Raw genomic sequence first — 16843 nt, forward strand, 5'->3', positions numbered from 1 at the left:
TCGTCCACCGCCCTTGATCCCGCCTATTGACGCCACCTCTAACAAGTGCCAGATTCGCCTGTGTCAAGTTACGGACGCGTAGCGCGCTCGACGGGACGGGGCGGCATGACGACGGCAGTGAGCAGCGAACCCTCCGTGGACCTGCGGGGATTCAAACGGGTGCAGCGCCTGGCCTACGAGTGCGCGGAGGCGGTCGCGGCCCGGCTCGAACCGGGTGTGACCGAGCGCGAGGCGGCGCGGATGCAGCGGGAGTGGCTGCGCGAGCGCGGGGTGCGGGACTGGTTCCACCTCCCCTTCGCCTGGTTCGGCGACCGCACCGCCTTCTCGGGCTTCCGCGTCCCGCTCCAGTTCTTCCCCACCGACCGCGCCCTGGAGCCGGGGATGCCGTTCATCCTGGACCTGGCGCCGGTGTACGAGGGCTACCCGGCCGACGTCGGCTACTCCGGCTCGCTGGGCGTGAACCCGGTGCAGGACCGGCTGATGGCCGACCTGGAGGCCCACCGGGAGCTGATCCTTCGCGAGGTGCGCGAGCGGCGCCCGCTGCGGGAGATCTACCAGGACGTGGACCGGCTGATGGTCCGCCAGGGTTACGCCAACCGGCACCGCGCCTACCCCTTCGGGGTGATCGCCCACAAGGTGGACCGGGTACGGCCGCGCCGCTGGTCGCCCCATCTGTTCGGCTTCGGCACGCAGTCCCTGAAGGGCCTGGCCTCCGACGCGCTGCACGGACACCGCGAGGGCTGGTCGCCGCTGTGGTCGCCGTACCGCTTCTCGGACCACCCGCCACGGCCGGGCCTGTGGGCGGTCGAACCGCATCTCGGTTTCCGGGGCACGGGCGCGAAGTTCGAGGAGATCCTGGTGGTCACCGACTCCCGGGACACCGAGGAGAGCGCCTTCTGGCTGGACGACGACCTGCCGCACGTGCGGCGCTGGGCGGAGGAGAAGTGACCGTGAAGGGTGCGCGCGAGCGCCGGGTGCGTACCGGCGGGGTCGAGCTGTGCGTGGCCGAGCTGGGCGACCCGGCACAGCCGACCGTCGTCCTGGTGCACGGCTATCCGGACAGCAAGGAGGTCTGGTCGGAGGTGGCCGTACGGCTGGCCGACCGCTTCCACGTGGTGCTCTACGACGTCCGGGGCCACGGCCGCTCCACCGCGCCGCGGCCCCTGCGCGGCGGCTTCACCCTCGCCAAGCTCACCGACGACTTCCTGGCCGTCGTGGACGCGGTCAGCCCGGACCGGCCGGTGCACCTCGTCGGGCACGACTGGGGCTCGGTGCAGTCCTGGGAGTTCGTCACCGTCGGCCGCACGGAGGGCCGTATCGCCTCGTTCACCTCGATCTCGGGGCCGTCCCTCGACCACTTCGGGCACTGGATCGACGCGCGCGTGAAGCGTCCGACGCCCCGGCGGGTGGGCCAGCTCCTCGGCCAGGGCGCCAAATCCTGGTACGTCTATCTGCTGCACACCCCGGCCCTGCCCGAACTGGCCTGGCGCGGCCCGCTCGGCAAGCGCTGGCCCGGGATCCTGGAGCGGGCCGAGCGGGTCCCGGCCGGCGACTATCCGACCGCCTCCCTCCCTTCGGACGCGGCGCACGGCGCCTGGCTCTACCGGGACAACGTCCGCGCCCGGCTGCGCAGGCCCCGCCCGGACGCCTACGCCCACGCGCCCGTGCAGCTCATCACCCCTCAAGGGGACGTGTTCCTCTCGGAGCGGCTGTACGACGACCTGGACCGGTGGGTGCCCCGGCTGACCCGCCGCACGCTGCCCGCCGGGCACTGGGTGCCGCGCACCCGCCCCGATCAGCTGTCGGCGTGGATCGAGGAGTTCGTCGTGTCCGTGGAAGGCGGCCGGCCCGCCCCGCGGCCCACCGGGCGGCACGCCGAACGGTTCGCCGGGCAGCTGGTGCTGATCACCGGTGCGGGCAGCGGCATCGGACGGGCCACGGCGTTCGCGTTCGCGGAGGCCGGCGCGCGGGTGATCGCCGTCGACCGCGACGCCGAGTCCGCGGCCCGCACCGCCGAGCTGTGCCGGCTGGTCGGTGCCCCCGAGGCATGGGCGGAGCCGGCCGACGTCTCCGACGAGCAGGCCATGGAGAAGCTCGCGGAGAAGGTCCACCGCGCCTACGGCGTGCTGGACGTGCTGGTCAACAACGCGGGCATCGGCCTGTCGGGCTCCTTCTTCACCACGACGGCCGACGACTGGCGCGCGGTGCTGGACGTGAACCTGTGGGGCGTCATCCACGGCTGCCGGCTCTTCGGGGCCCGCATGGCCGAGCGCGGCCAGGGCGGCCACATCGTCAACACCGCCTCGGCGGCCGCCTACCAGCCCTCGCGGCTGCTGCCGGCCTACAGCACCTCCAAGGCGGCGGTCCTGATGCTCTCCGAGTGCCTGCGCGCGGAGCTGGCTCCGCAGGGGATCGGCGTCACGGCGGTCTGCCCGGGCATCGTCAACACCAACATCACCGCCACGGCCCGCTTCACCGGTGTCGACGAGGCCGAACAGCGCCGTCGCAGGCAGCGGTCCGCCCGCCTGTACGGCATGCGGAACTATCCGCCGGAGAAGGTGGCCGACGCGATCCTGGACGCGGTCGCCCGGAACAAACCGGTGGCTCCGGTGACCCCGGAGGCCAAGGGCGCCCATCTGCTGTCCCGGTTCGCGCCGGGGCTGCTGCGGAGGATCGCGCGGGTGGAACCGAGGCTGTGAGGGGTGGGGGCGGGCGCTCGAGGGCGTACCGCCCCCTCTGGTTGTCCACAGTTTCGTCCATTCGCCTGTGGATAACCCCACTTCGTTGTGGATCAAACCTCCAACCGGGAAATCCCGCGTGATCTGCGTCTCCCTCCCCCGGGCCCCTGACGCGCACGCTCGCGGTGACCGTTTAGTTCGCCGTCGGCGGCCCGCTTACGCTCGGACCCATGAGTCTGCGTCTGAGCACCGTGATCCTTCCGTACCGCCGCTGGCACGAAGGCGGCCGTTCGGCGTGGGTGCGCGCCGAACAGCTCGGCTTCCACACCGCGTACACCTACGACCACCTGTCCTGGCGCAGCTTCCGTGACGGCCCCTGGTTCGGTGCCGTCCCGACCCTGACGGCCGCCGCCGCGGTCACCGACCGGCTGCGCCTGGGCACGCTGGTCACCTCGCCCAACTTCCGCCACCCGGTGACCCTCGCCAAGGAGCTGATCTCCCTGGACGACATCTCCGGCGGCCGGGTCACCCTGGGCATCGGCGCGGGCGGCACCGGTTTCGACGCGACCGCCCTCGGCCAGGAGCCCTGGACCCCGCGTGAGCGCGCGGACCGGTTCGCCGAGTTCGTCCCCCTCCTCGACCGGCTGCTCACCGAGGACGCGGTGACCTCCGAAGGGCGCTTCTACTCGGCCCACGAGGCCCGGAACATCCCGGGCTGTGTGCAGCGGCCCCGGCTGCCGTTCGCCGTGGCGGCCACCGGCCCGCGTGGTCTGCGGCTCGCCACGCGGTACGGCCAGGCGTGGGTGACCACCGGCGACCCGAAGCTGTACGAGACGGGAACGCCGGAGCAGTCCGTCGAGGCCCTGCGCGGGCAGATCGGCAGGCTGGCCGAGGCGTGCGAGGCCGCCGGGCGGGACGTGGCCGGACTGGACAAGGTCCTGCTCACCGGCTTCACCCCGGACCGCGGCCGGCCGCTGTCGTCCCTGGACGCCTTCGTGGACTTCGCCGGCCGTCACCGCGAGCTGGGCTTCACCGAGATCGTGATCCACTGGCCCGTCCCGGACTCCGTCTTCGCGGCGGAGGAGAAGGTCTTCGAGCGGATCGCCATGGAGGCGCTCGCCCAGCTGGACTGACCGTGGCCCCGCGACGGGACGTCGTCTGTGTCTCATCCGTGCGCAGTCCCGCACGGCCGTGCGGACGCCTGGGCGAGAATGGCCGGGTGACCTCAGCGACCAGACAGCCCGGGACCCCTGCCGCCGCCCTGCCGGCGCGGCTGATCGCCACCGACCTCGACGGCACACTGCTGCGCGACGACAAGTCGGTCTCCGCGCGGACCGTCGCCGCGCTGGCCGCCGCCGAGGAGGCCGGGATCGAGGTCTTCTTCGTCACCGGCCGGCCGGCCCGCTGGATGGACGTGGTCAGTGACCACGTCCACGGCCACGGCCTGGCGATCTGCGGCAACGGCGCCGCCGTGGTCGACCTGCACGGCGGCCCCGGCGCCCACCGGTTCGTGAAGGTCCGCGAGCTGGCCCGGGAGAACGCCCTGGCCTCCGTACGGCTGCTACGCGAGGCGGCCCCCGGCACGGTGTTCGCGGTCGAGCAGACCTACGGCTTCCACCAGGAACCGGACTATCCCAAGCTGCACATGGAGATACCGGACGCGGTGCTGCCCGCCGAGGAGCTGCTCGCCCCCGACGGCCCGACCGCCGACCAGCCCGTCCTCAAGATCCTCGCCTACCATCCCTCCCTCGACCCCGACGCCTTCCTCACCCTGGCCCGCCTGGCGGTCGACGGGCACGCCAACGTCACCCGCTCCAGCCCCAGCGCCCTGCTGGAACTGAGCGGGCCCGGCGTGTCCAAGGCCAGCACCCTCGCCCTGTGCTGCGCCGAGCGCGGCATCTCGCACGAGGAGGTCGTGGCCTTCGGGGACATGCCCAACGACGTGGAGATGCTGACCTGGGCCGGTCAGTCGTACGCGATGGGCAACGCCCACCCGGACGCCATCGCCGCCGCGTCGGGCCGTACCGTCGCCAACAACGACGACGGCGTGGCGGTGGTGATCGAACAGCTTCTCGCCGGCCGCGGGTAGCCAGTGGCACACCGCCCGCACCGCTGCCATGACGCCCGGCACGCGGGGCGCCCGCGCCCATGACGGCACGCTTCGGCGCTCCCGCCGGGACCGGCGCGATCCGTGGCGGCTCGTCCCAACGCGCTCCCGCCGGCACCGGCGCGATCCGTGGCGGCTCGTCTCAGCGCGCTCCCGCGGGCGCCTCCGCTTCGGACTCCCGGACGGCCATCTCGCGCAGCGGACCGTCCTCGGCCAGCAGCCGCCGGTACGGCCCGCGCTGTACCACCCGGCCCGCGTCGAGCACGATCACCTCGTCCACCGCGTCGAGCCCCGCCAACCGGTGGGTGATCAGCAGCGTGGTACGGCCCTCGGTCGCGGCCAGCAGATCGGCGGTCAGCGCGTCCGCCGTCGCCAGGTCCAGATGCTCCGCGGGCTCGTCCAGGACCAGCACCGGGAAGCCGGCCAGCAGCGCCCGGGCCAGCGCCAGCCGCTGCCGCTGCCCACCGGACAGCCGGGCCCCGTGCTCGCCGACGAGCGTGTCCAGACCGTCGGGCAGCGACTGGACCCAGTCCAGCAGCCGGGCTCGGGCCAGCGCCCCACGCAGCTCCGTCTCGGTGGCGTCCTTCCTGGCCAGCAGCAGGTTCTCGCGCACCGAGCTGTCGAAGAGGTGCGCGTCCTGCGCGCACAGCCCGACGAGCCGCCGTACGTCGTCCCCCGCCACCGCGCACGCGTCCACTCCGGCGAGCGTGTACGAGCCCGCCCGCGGATCCAGGAACCGCAGCAGCACCTGCGCGAGGGTCGTCTTACCGGAACCGGAGGCCCCCACCACCGCGATCCGGCGCCCCCGCTCCAAAGTCAGGTCCAGCTCGGCGAGCGCCTCCCGCCGCTGTCCCTCGTACCGCGCGGCCACGCCCTTGAGGACCACCGGGAACGGCGTGACGGGCGCCGGCCGGGGCTGCTCCGGTTCGCGTACGGGCTCGGCGGCGTCCAGGATCTCGTACACCCGTTCCGCGCTGCGCCGCACCCGCTGCCGGTGCCGCACGGCGAGCGGCAGCCCCAGGACGGCCTCGAAGGCGGCCAGCGGGGTCAGTACGACCACGGCCATCGCCACGCCGCCCAGCCGTCCGGCCGCCACCGCCTGGGCGCCGCAGACCGCGGTGGCCGTGACGGTCAGCCCGGAGATCAGCGCGGTGAGCCCGTCCCCGAGCCCGGTGACGGCGGCGGCGCGGGCGGCGATCCCGGTGAGAGTGCGGTCCGCTCGCCGGGCCGCGTCCGTACGGGCCGGCAGCGCGCCGGCGACGGTCAGTTCCGCGGTGCCGGTGAGCAGCTCGGTCACCCGGGTGGCGAGGACGCCACGGGCGGGGGCCAGCCGCCGCTCGGTCCGCCGGGCGACGGCCGCGGTCAGCAGGGGAACACCGACACCTGCCGCCAGCAAGCCCGCCGCGAGGACGGCGCCGGCCTCCGGCAGCAGCCAGGCCGTGAAGCCGACGGAGGCGGCGGAGACGGCGGCGGCGACACCGGCGGGCAGCAGCCAGCGCAGCCAGTAGTCCTGGAAGGCGTCGACATCCGCGACCAGCCGGGTGAGCAGATCGCCGCGCCGGGTGCCGCGCAGCCCCGCGGGAGCGAGGCGCTCCAGGCGCCGGTACACCGCCACCCGGGTGTCGGCCAGCATCCGCAGCACGGCGTCGTGTGAGACCAGCCGCTCGGCATAGCGGAACACGGCCCGCCCGATGCCGAAGGCACGGGTCGCGGTGACGGCCACCATCAGATACAGCACCGGCGGCTGCTGCGAGGCCCGTGAGATGAGCCAGCCGGAGGTCGCCATCAGTCCGACGGCACTTCCCAGCGCCAGACTTCCCAGCACCAGGGCTCCGGCCAGCCGCCCCCGCGCCCCGCCGCCCAGCGCACGAACCCGTGCCAGCACACTCCGCCCCCGCGGACCGGCACCGCCGTCCGGCCCGGCCCCCGAAGCCCCGGCCGGCGCGCCATCCCTCCGGGCCGCGCGAGCCCTGGCCGGCGCGGCGTCCCCACCGAGCCGCCCCCCGTCCGGCCCACTCTCCGGCCCACCGGGCAGCATGCCCTTCGGTTCGTCCTCCGGGGGAGTACGGCCGTCGACCGGGGGCTTCGCGACCTCCGCACCGCCCAGCCGTACGACTCTGTCGGCCACCTCCAGCAGCGCGGGCCGGTGCACGACCAGAAGCACGGTCCGCCCGGCGGCCAGCCTCCGCACCGCCGCCACGACATCCGCCTCGGTCGCCCCGTCCAGCGCGGCCGTCGGTTCGTCCAGCAGCAGCACGGGCCGGTCCGCGAGAAACGCCCGGGCCAGCGCGAGCCGCTGCCGCTGCCCCGCCGACAACCCGGCCCCGTCCTCCCCGAGCACGGTGTCGACCCCGTCCGGCAGCGCCGCCACGAACTCCCACGCGCCCGCGTTCCGCAGCGCCCGCCGCACGGCACCGTCATCGGCCCCCGGCCGGGCCAGCCGCACGTTCTCCGCGATGGTCCCGGCGTACAGGTGCGGCCGCTGCGGCACCCATGCGATCCGCGACCGCCACTCCGCCAGGTCCAGGCCGGCGAGATCGGCGCCCCCGACCCGCACCCGCCCCCCGGTGGGCCGTACGAATCCCAGCAGCACGCTCAGCAGCGTCGACTTGCCCGCCCCGCTCGGCCCGACCAGGGCCACGGTCTCACCAGGCTCCACACGGAACGACACACCGGTCACCGCGTCCGACGAGCGCCCGGGATAGCGGACGCCGACATCCTCGAAGGCCAGGGCGCCCGCGGGCACCGCGCCCGTACCCGACGCCGGGACCGGTGTCTCCAGCACCGAGAAGATCTCCTCCGCGGCGGCCAGACCCTCCGCCGCCGCGTGGTACTGCGCCCCCACCTGCCGCAGCGGCAGATACGCCTCGGGCGCCAGCACCAGGATCACCAGCCCGATGTACAGGTCCATGTCCCCATGGACGAGCCGCATCCCGATCGTCACAGCGACCAGCGCGACGGACAGCGTGGCCAGCAGTTCCAGCGCGAAGGAGGAGAGGAAGGCGATCCGCAGGGTGCGCAGCGTGGCCTGCCGGTACTCCCCGGTGATCCGCCGGATGGACTCGGCCTGTGCCTTGGCCCGGCCGAACACCTTCAGCGTCGGCAGGCCCGCGACCACGTCCAGGAAGTGGCCGGACAGCCGGGACAGCAGCCGCCACTGACGGTCCATCCGGGACTGGGTCGCCCAGCCGATCAGCATCATGAACAGCGGAATCAGCGGCAGAGTGCCGACGATGATCGCCGCGGACACCCAGTCCTCCGTGACGATCCGCGCCAGCACCGCCACCGGGACGACCACGGCCAGCCCCAACTGCGGGAGATAGCGCGAGAAGTAGTCGTCCAGGGCGTCGACCCCGCGCGTGGCCAGGGTGACCAGCGAGCCGGTCCGCTGCCCGCTCAGCCATCCCGGACCGAGCGCCGCGGCCCGGTCCAGCAGCCGCCCGCGCAGCTCCGACTTCACCGCCGCGCCGGCCCGGTGGGCCGCGAGTTCGGTGAGCCACGCGACCAACGACCGCCCCACGGCGACGGCCGTCAACAGCAGCAGGGGAGTGCGCAGGCCGGTGGCCGATTCACCGTGCTGGAACGCGCCGACGACGATCTCGGCGACGAGCATCGCCTGCGCGATGACCAACCCGGCTCCCACGGCCCCCAGGCCGACGACGGCCACGAGGAAGAGACGGGTCGCGCGGGCGTACCGCAGAAGGCGGGGGTCGATCGGTTTCACGTGAAACATGCCCTTCGGTCCAGAGGGTGTGTTTCACGTGAAACACACCCTCGGCGGACTCAGTGAGCGGCGTCGGGAGCAATGTGCTGCGTGCCGATCCGCTTGCGGAACACCCAGTAGGTCCAACCCTGGTAGAGCACGACGAGCGGGGTGGCGATCGCCGCCAGCCACGTCATGATCTTGAGGGTGTAGGGGCTCGACGAGGCGTTGGTGACCGTCAGGCTCCAGTCCCCGTTCAGGGTGGACGGCATGACGTTCGGGAAGAGCGAGAGGAAGAGCACCGCCACGGCGGCCACGATGGTGACCCCGGACAGCGCGAACGCCCAGCCCTCCCGTCCGGCCTGGTTGGCCACCAGCGCGGCGACCAGGGCGGCGACGGCCACGATCACGGCGATCAGACTCTTGCCGTCACCGCTGTCGGCCTGCGTCCACAGCAGGAAGGCCAGCGCCACGACGGTCGCGGCCAGACCGACCCACCGGGCCAGCCTCCGCGCCCGCACCCGGATGTCACCGACGGTCTTGAGCGCGGTGAAGACTGCTCCGTGGAAGGTGAACAGCGTGAGCGTCACCAGGCCGCCGAGCAGGGCGTAGGGGTTGAGCAGATCCCCGACGTCTCCGACGTACTCGAAGTGCTGGTCGATCTTCACACCCCGCACGATGTTCCCGAAGGCCACGCCCCACAGGAAAGCCGGGAGGAGCGAGCACCAGAAGATCGCCGTCTCCCAGTTGCGCTGCCAGTTCTCCTCGGGCCGCTTGACCCGGTACTCGAAGGCGACGCCCCGGACGATCAGGCAGACCAGGATGAGCAGCAGCGGCAGGTAGAAGCCGGAGAAGAGGGTGGCGTACCACTCGGGGAAGGCGGCGAAGGTCGCACCGCCCGCGGTGAGCAGCCAGACCTCGTTGCCGTCCCAGACCGGGCCGATGGTGTTGATCAGCACCCGGCGTTCGGCTCGGTCCCGGGCCAGCAGCTTGGTGAGGACGCCGACTCCGAAGTCGAAGCCCTCCAGGAAGAAGTAGCCGGTCCACAGGACGGCGATCAGGACGAACCAGACGTCGTGAAGTTCCATGACTGTTCCCCCGGCCTAGTACGAGAAGGCCATCGGCTTGTCGGCGTCACGGGTGTCGCCGCCGATCTTCGTGGGCGGATTGAGGTCGGCCTCGGTGAGTTCGGGCGGGCCGGCCTTGACGTACTTCGCGAGCAGCTTGACCTCGACCACGGCGAGGATCGCGTACAGCGCGGTGAAGACGGCCATCGAGGTGATGACCTCGCCCTGGGAGACACCGGGGGAGACCGCGTCCCGGGTCCGCAGGACGCCGTAGACGACCCACGGCTGGCGGCCCATCTCGGTGAAGATCCAGCCCCAGGAGTTCGCGATGAGCGGGAAGGCCATCGTCCAGGTCGCGATGCGCCAGTACCAAGGGGTGAGGTTCGGACCGAGCGCCTGCTTCTTGAACAGCACCAGGTGCGGCACCTCGTCCTCACCGACCCGGAGGTGCTGCGGCAGCATGAACTTCTTCCGGGTCAGCCAGAGTCCGGCCAGCCCGATGGCGAAGGAGGCCATGCCGAAGCCGATCATCCAGCGGAAGCCCCAGAAGGCCACCGGGATGTTGGGCCGGTAGTCACCGGGCCCGAACTTCTGCTGCTCGGCCTTGTTGACGTCGTTGATGCCGGGGACGTACGAGGTGAAGTTGTCGTCGGCGAGGAAGGAGAGCAGGCCCGGGATCTCGATGGCCACGCTGTTGTGGCCCTTCTCCACGTCGCCGTAGGCGAAGATCGAGAACGGCGCCGGCTTCTGGCCGTCCCACAGCGCCTCGGCGGCGGCCATCTTCATCGGCTGCTGCTTGAACATCACCTTGCCGAGGATGTCGCCGCTGATCGCGGTGAGCAGACCGGCGATGACCACGGTGATCAGGCCGAGCCGCAGCGAGGTCTTCATCTCGCGGATGTGCTTCTTGCGGGCCAGGTGGTAGGCGGATATGCCCACCATGAAGGCACCGCCGGTCAGGAAGGCCGCCGAGAGCGTGTGGAACGCCTGGGTGAGGGCGGTGTTCTGGGTCAGCACGGCCCAGAAGTCGGTGAGCTCGGCCCGGCCCCTCGCCTTGTCGATCTTGTAGCCGACCGGATGCTGCATCCAGGAGTTGGCCGCGAGGATGAAGTACGCCGACAGGACCGTGCCGATCGAGACCATCCAGATGCAGGCCAGGTGGATCTTCTTCGGCAGCTTGTCCCAGCCGAAGATCCACAGGCCGATGAAGGTGGACTCGAAGAAGAACGCGATCAGCGCCTCGAAGGCGAGCGGGGCGCCGAAGATGTCACCGACGAAGCGCGAGTAGTCCGACCAGTTCATGCCGAACTGGAACTCCTGCACGATGCCGGTGACCACGCCCATGGCGATGTTGATCAGGAAGAGCTTGCCCCAGAACTTGGTCGCTCTGAGGTACTTCTCCTTCTCCGTGCGCACCCAGGCCGTCTGCAGCCCGGCCGTGAGCGCGGCCAGGGAGATCGTCAACGGAACGAACAGGAAGTGGTAGACGGTGGTGATGCCGAACTGCCAGCGCGCCAGTGTTTCCGGCGCCAAAGCCAGGTCCACGTCGTCACTCTCCTTACTACGGCGTGGTCAGCGGCGGTTTGCACCTGTTTGTTGCCCTCATACAGGAGCAAACGGGACGCGCTTGTGAACGCGTTCACATTCACAAGCCATTATGACGCACCGATTTTCGGCCGAACCAGGGGGGTCCCCCCTATCGCCATGGAGTCAAGACCTTGGCAGCGACTTCAACATCTTGTTGAATTGCCCGCCATGCAGATACGCATCTCCTGGCCCGCGGGCAGCATCACCGCGAGCCTCGACGCAAGCACCCCGACCGCACAGGCCCTCGCCAAGGCACTACCCCTCGCCTCGACCGCGAGCACATGGGGTGAGGAGGTGTATTTCGACACAGGCGTCTCTGTTTCACGTGAAACGGACGCCCGCCAGGTCGTGGAGCCGGGCACGGTGGCCTTCTGGACGGAAGGCGACTCCCTCGCCCTCCCCTATGGGCCCACGCCGATCTCGCACGACGGGGAATGCCGCCTCGCGAGCCCGTGCAACATCCTCGGCAGCCTGGACGGGGACGCCGGCCTCCTGGCGACCGTACGAGCCGGCGACCCCATCCGTGTGGAACTGATCGAAGACTGATCCCGCCGCGGAGTCACAGCTCCTCGCGGCGCTCCCGGGAAATCACCGCTCCCCGGCACCGGCGCTGCCGCCGGATCACTGGCCCTTGCGGAACCCCTCCGCCACCTTCAGGAAGATGTCGTTCGCCTCGGCCTCGCCGACCGTCACCCGCACACCCTCGCCCGGGAACGGCCGGACCACCACCCCGTGCTCCTCGCAGGCCTGCGCGAACGCCACAGTGCGCTCCCCCAGCCGCAGCCACACGAAGTTGGCCTGCGTCTCCGGGATCGTCCAGCCCTGGTCCCGCAGCGCGTCGACCACGCGCGTGCGCTCACACACCAGCGAGCCGACCCGGCCCAGCAGCTCGTCCTCGGCCCGCAGCGAAGCGATCGCCGCCTCCTGCGCGAGCTGGCTCACCCCGAAGGGCACCGCCGTCTTGCGCAGGGCCGCCGCCACCGGCTCATGGGCGATCGCGAAACCGACCCGCAGCCCGGCCAGCCCGTAGGCCTTGGAGAAGGTCCGCAGCACACAGACGTTGGGCCGCTCCCGGTACAGCTCCACCCCGTCGGGCACCTCGGGGTCGCGGATGAACTCCCGGTAGGCCTCGTCCAGCACCACCAGCACATCCTCGGGCACCCGGTCGAGGAACCGTTCCAGCTCGGCCCGCCGCACCACCGTGCCGGTCGGGTTGTTGGGGTTGCAGACGAAGATCAGCCGCGTCCGGTCGGTGATCGCGTCCGCCATCGCGTCCAGGTCGTGCACATCGCCCGGCGTCAGCGGCACCCGCACCGACCGGGCGCCGCTGATCTGCGTGATGATCGGGTAGGCCTCGAACGACCGCCAGGCGTAGATCACCTCGTCACCGGGACCGCTGGTGGCCTGGACCAGCTGCTGGGCGACCCCCACCGATCCGGTCCCGGTCGCCAGGTGGGACAGCGGCACACCGAAGCGATCGGACAGCTCGTTCATCAGCCCGGTGCATGCCAGGTCCGGGTAGCGGTTCATGTCGCAGGCCGCGGCGGTCACGCTCTCCATCACGCCCGGCAGCGGCGGGTACGGGTTCTCGTTGGAGGACAGCTTGTAGGCGGCCGGACCGCCGGCCGCGGCCGGCTTGCCCGGCTTGTAGGTGGGGATACCCTCCAACTCGGCGCGCAGCTTGGGGCTTGTCTCGCTCACCGCAGTCCTCCTCGCGACCACCGGCGGACCGTCGACGCCGCCGGCTTCCAATACTCCACACCTTAAGAGGATTCGGCCCGGCTGCGTACAGGCGCGGCACCACCGGGCCGCTGGCCCCCGCGCCGGGATCGCGGGGCCCCGTCGGCATCAGGGGCATCACCGCACGAAGGCGTGCGATCCGGGGGGCGCGCCGTACATATATCTATGCGCCGGTGGCTTGCGCCCTGGCGCGCGTCGCCCGTGCAGGTGAGTTGAGACCTCTTCGAAACATCGGACGCTTGGCAGGTCCGTACGCCTCGGCAAGTCATGCCCTACCCTGGAAACGCGCAACGGCCTTTGTTTCCAAGGAACTTGACGCCATATAGCCATGCAGAAACGTGCCTCCAAAGGTGTGCATATGCGGCCGCACCACCCCGCCGCATGAGCCCTACTATCGGCTCGCCATGACAGCAGCAGGGAAGCACCAGGTGAGCCGCGCGGAAACCTCACGTCGAGGCAGTCGGCCGGGCCGGGCGGGCATCAGAGACGTCGCCGCCGCCGCCGGGGTCTCCATCACGACCGTGTCCGACGCCCTCAACGGCAAGGGCCGGCTCCCGGATGCCACCCGGCGCCACGTACGCGAGGTCGCCGACCGCCTCGGGTACCGCCCCTCGGCAGCCGCCCGGACCCTCCGTACGGGGAAGTCGGGCCTGATCGGCCTGACCGTGACGACCTACGGGGATGAACCTTTCACCTTCACGGAGTTCGCGTATTTCGCGGAGATGGCCCGGGCCGCCACCTCGGCCGCGCTCGCCCGCGGCTACGCCCTGGTGATCCTGCCCGCGACCTCCCGCCACGACGTCTGGTCCAACGTGGCCCTGGACGGCACGGTCGTCATCGACCCCTCCGACCAGGACCCGGTCGTCAGCGAGCTCGTCCGGCAGGGACTGCCGGTCGTCTCCGACGGCCGTCCGGCCGGCTCCCTCCCCGTCACCGCCTGGGTCGACAACGACCACGAGGCCGCCGTGCTCGGCATCCTCGACCACCTCGCCGACGCCGGCGCCCGCCGCATCGGCCTGCTCACCGGCACCTCGACGGACACCTACACCCATCTGTCCACCACCGCCTACCTGCGCTGGTGCGAACGGGTCGGCCAGGACCCGGTCTACGAGGCGTACCCGGCACACGACCCGTGCGCGGGCGCCGTCGCCGCCGACCGGCTGCTGGCCCGCCCCGACCGGCCCGACGCGGTCTACGGGCTGTTCGACCCCAACGGCACCGATCTGCTCGCCGCCGCCCGCCGCTACGGTCTGCGCGTCCCCGACGACCTGCTGCTGGTGTGCTGCAGCGAGTCGACCATGTACGCCAGCACCGAGCCGCCCATCACCACGCTCTCGCTGAAGCCACGCCGCATCGGCACCGCCGTCGTCCAGCTCCTCATCGACGCGATCGAGGGCGTCGAGTCCGAGCAGCCGGTCGAGCAGGTGATACCGACCGAGCTGATCGTGCGCACCTCCTCGCAGCGGCGGTCCCCGCGCACGACGGTCAGCCCGCCGCGCACCCCGGACGACCGGTAGCACCCCGAGCGGCCCGGGGCGGCGCGGGGCCCGGCGGACGCGGCACGGGGCGCGTCCGGTCGGGCAGGGGCGCGTCCGGTGCGGCACGGGAACCGGTCGGCCGGGGGATCAACCGGTCGACAGCAGGTCGAACATCTGCCCAAACAGGGCGAAAGCCGCGGTGAACCGGAGTCTTGTTCCGATTCACGACCCCTGGGTCATCACACGGCGCGACGCGCATTCCTATGATGGGCCCCACGACACCGCGGACCGCTGCGACCAGGCAGTCCGAAGCGGTGCAGATGCGGCGCGATGGTGGAGGGGTCTGATGACTCAGGGGGCCGGTCAGGGACCCGAGGCGGAGCGGACGGCGACGCTGCGCGACTTCCGGGTACCCGCGTACGTACACGAGACCGGTCCGTACGCCGGCGGCACCCACCCCGGCAACGCCGTTCCAACCGGTGAGGAGGCGTACCCCGAGGGCTACACCCCCACCCAGCGCGACCTGCCGGTCATCAACCGCGGTGACACCCTCCAGCTCCCCGTCGAGCCGGTCCCCGCCGCGCCGGCCCCGCAGCCCGCGACCGGGCCCGGACCGCTCTACGTCGTCGGCGACGTCCACGGCTACCTGGACGAGCTGGTGGCCGCCCTCCAGGAACAGGGCCTGATCGACGCCTCGGGCCAGTGGTGCGCCGGCACCACCCGGCTGTGGTTCCTCGGCGACTTCACCGACCGCGGCCCGGACGGCATCGGCGTCATCGACCTGGTCATGCGGCTGTCCGCCGAGGCCGCCGCGGCAGGCGGTTACTGCAAGGCCCTCATGGGCAACCACGAGCTGCTGCTGCTCGGCGCCAAACGGTTCGGGGACACCCCCGTCAACTCCGGCGCGGGCACCGCCACCTTCCAGGCGGCCTGGCTGCTCAACGGCGGCCAGAAGACCGACATGGACCGCCTCCAGGACCACCATCTGCAGTGGATGGCCCGCCTCGACGCCGTGGAGGTGGTCGACGGCTATCTGCTCGTCCACTCCGACACCACCGCCTACCTCGACTACGGCGACTCCATCGAGGCGGTCAACGACACCGTCCGCGAGACCCTGACCCGTAACGACGCCGACGAGGTCTGGGACCTGTTCCGCAAGTTCACCAAGCGCTTCTCCTTCCGTGACGAGGGCGGCGCCGACGCCGTGCGCACCCTCCTCGATACGTACGGCGGCACCCGCGTCGTTCACGGCCACAGCCCCATCCCCTACCTCCTCGGCGAGGTCGGGTCCGAGGACGGCGAGGAGGGCACCGGCCCGGCCGTCGAAGGGCCGCACGTCTACGCCGACGGGCTCGCCATCGCCATGGACGGTGGCGTGACCATGGCCGGAAAGCTGCTGGTCCGGCAACTGCCGCTGGACAACTGAGGGTTCCCCGGAAAGGCGTCCCCCGGAACGCGTACGCGCAGGCCGGAGGGCAATTTCCGGCAATCCCCTGTCATCGCGCGCCGTCACGGCTCTACCATCGGCTTACCCGTAGCAGGCTCCCCTCCGTTTCTGCCCGACGGCAGCCGACGCGCGAGCCCCAAGCCCTACGGAGCATCGGGGGATGCAGATGAACAGCCTTCCGCAGCACCTGAAGAGCGAGGACCTCCGGGAATTCGAGCGACTGCTCGACGAAGCACTGCGCTCGGCACCGCGCCGACCGGAACCGGCCGCCGCCGCACGGCGGCTGACCACGGCTCACCTGCGCACCATGGCACTCGACGCCGCCGTTCTGATCACGGCAGCCGCGGCGGTCGAGTACCGGCACTACGCCGAACTCCGCGACGCACTGCGCCAACCGGTGCTGTCCGCCCCGGTGGCCACCGGCGACTCCCCTGCGACGGCCCACGGCCCGACCGCGCAGGACGCGGGGGCCCCGCCGGACGAGGCGGCCGAGGACACCGGTGCGGGTGCCGCCGCGGTCCTCGCCGTGCTGGCTCCCGTCCTCTCCGGCACCGCGGCGGCGATCTTGCTGCTCGTCGGTTACGTCCTGCGGGCGCTGAGCTCCGGGCAGACCCTCGCGCGCACCCTGCTCGCCACCGGCTGGGTGTTCGGCGCGCTGACCGCGGCGACGGCCCTCGTGGCCGCCGTCGGACTGCTGCTCGCCGCCCTGCGCAACCGCACCCCGGCGGACGCCCGGGCCCGGGGCAGGGCGAACGAGGAGGAGCTGGAGCGGGCCAGAGAGGCCTGGCGGGACGCCCTGCTGGAGCGGGGCATCCTGCCCTTCCTCCGGGAGGCACAGGCCGAGGCCGGACCGGCCGGCGCACAGCACCCGGTCCCGCCCGCTCCGACCGGCCGCATCCCGCGTCTGGGCTACGACCGGCCCGGCTTCAGCAGCCCCGGCGACGGCACGGCCTCCGACCGCCCGCGCTACACCAGCCCCGACTACACGAGCCCGGACTTCGGCGGCCCGGAACACCGCCCCGAGTAGCCCGGCCGC

The 16843-nt window shown here is 71.9% G+C and carries 12 protein-coding genes; 8 read left to right on the plus strand and 4 right to left on the minus strand.

What is annotated here, in order from left to right; translation table 11 throughout:
* Nucleotides 1–105 precede the first annotated feature (105 nt).
* The 4 genes from IH25_RS0125390 (at nucleotide 106) to IH25_RS0125405 (ending at nucleotide 4767) form a co-directional block, all read left to right on the plus strand.
* The gene (locus IH25_RS0125390; protein WP_030615008.1) at nucleotides 106–948 is read left to right on the plus strand and encodes a M24 family metallopeptidase; all 843 of its coding nucleotides are present in this window, start codon (nucleotides 106–108) and stop codon (nucleotides 946–948) included.
* Nucleotides 945–2699, plus strand: coding sequence for an SDR family oxidoreductase (locus tag IH25_RS0125395; RefSeq protein ID WP_030615011.1), 1755 nt, complete (start codon nucleotides 945–947; stop codon nucleotides 2697–2699). The genes IH25_RS0125390 and IH25_RS0125395 overlap by 4 nt, the downstream gene beginning before the upstream one ends.
* Before the next feature lie 209 nt (nucleotides 2700–2908).
* On the plus strand, nucleotides 2909–3811 hold the full coding sequence (locus IH25_RS0125400) for an LLM class flavin-dependent oxidoreductase (protein ID WP_030615014.1): 903 nt from the start codon (nucleotides 2909–2911) through the stop codon (nucleotides 3809–3811).
* Nucleotides 3812–3897: 86 nt separating this feature from the next.
* Complete coding sequence (locus IH25_RS0125405) at nucleotides 3898–4767, plus strand: HAD-IIB family hydrolase (RefSeq protein ID WP_030615017.1); 870 nt, start codon at nucleotides 3898–3900, stop codon at nucleotides 4765–4767.
* A 160-nt stretch (nucleotides 4768–4927) separates the two neighbouring features.
* Here the strand turns inward: IH25_RS0125405 and cydD are convergent, their stop codons facing one another.
* The 3 genes from cydD to IH25_RS0125420 are packed head-to-tail and all read right to left on the minus strand — an operon-like array spanning nucleotide 4928 to nucleotide 11100.
* The gene (gene cydD / locus IH25_RS0125410) at nucleotides 4928–8509 is read right to left on the minus strand and encodes a thiol reductant ABC exporter subunit CydD (protein ID WP_030615020.1); all 3582 of its coding nucleotides are present in this window, start codon (nucleotides 8507–8509) and stop codon (nucleotides 4928–4930) included.
* Nucleotides 8510–8568: 59 nt separating this feature from the next.
* A complete protein-coding gene (gene cydB, locus IH25_RS0125415) occupies nucleotides 8569–9576 on the minus strand; it encodes a cytochrome d ubiquinol oxidase subunit II (RefSeq protein ID WP_030615023.1) in 1008 nt (335 codons plus the stop codon).
* 15 nt (nucleotides 9577–9591) lie between these two features.
* Entirely contained in the window at nucleotides 9592–11100 is a 1509-nt protein-coding gene (locus IH25_RS0125420; RefSeq protein WP_030615025.1) for a cytochrome ubiquinol oxidase subunit I, read from the minus strand.
* Between the two features lie 210 nt (nucleotides 11101–11310).
* On the opposite strand from IH25_RS0125420, the gene IH25_RS0125425 reads away from it, so the two are divergent.
* Nucleotides 11311–11688, plus strand: coding sequence for a cyclophilin-like fold protein (locus tag IH25_RS0125425; protein WP_030615030.1), 378 nt, complete (start codon nucleotides 11311–11313; stop codon nucleotides 11686–11688).
* Between the two features lie 75 nt (nucleotides 11689–11763).
* Here IH25_RS0125425 and hisC read toward each other — a convergent pair whose 3' ends face one another.
* Nucleotides 11764–12843: a histidinol-phosphate transaminase gene (gene hisC, locus IH25_RS0125430; RefSeq protein WP_030615033.1), complete on the minus strand. Its 1080-nt coding sequence runs from the start codon at nucleotides 12841–12843 to the stop codon at nucleotides 11764–11766.
* A 443-nt stretch (nucleotides 12844–13286) separates the two neighbouring features.
* On the opposite strand from hisC, the gene IH25_RS0125435 reads away from it, so the two are divergent.
* The 3 genes from IH25_RS0125435 (at nucleotide 13287) to IH25_RS0125445 (ending at nucleotide 16834) form a co-directional block, all read left to right on the plus strand.
* Nucleotides 13287–14399, plus strand: a complete 1113-nt coding sequence (locus tag IH25_RS0125435; protein ID WP_030615036.1) for a LacI family DNA-binding transcriptional regulator — start codon at nucleotides 13287–13289, stop codon at nucleotides 14397–14399.
* 307 nt (nucleotides 14400–14706) lie between these two features.
* Complete coding sequence (locus tag IH25_RS0125440; RefSeq protein WP_030615039.1) at nucleotides 14707–15786, plus strand: metallophosphoesterase; 1080 nt, start codon at nucleotides 14707–14709, stop codon at nucleotides 15784–15786.
* 181 nt (nucleotides 15787–15967) lie between these two features.
* The gene (locus tag IH25_RS0125445; RefSeq protein ID WP_030615042.1) at nucleotides 15968–16834 is read left to right on the plus strand and encodes a hypothetical protein; all 867 of its coding nucleotides are present in this window, start codon (nucleotides 15968–15970) and stop codon (nucleotides 16832–16834) included.
* Nucleotides 16835–16843 lie beyond the last annotated feature (9 nt).

Source organism: Streptomyces achromogenes subsp. achromogenes (genome assembly GCF_000720835.1).
Taxonomy (GTDB): domain Bacteria; phylum Actinomycetota; class Actinomycetes; order Streptomycetales; family Streptomycetaceae; genus Streptomyces; species Streptomyces achromogenes.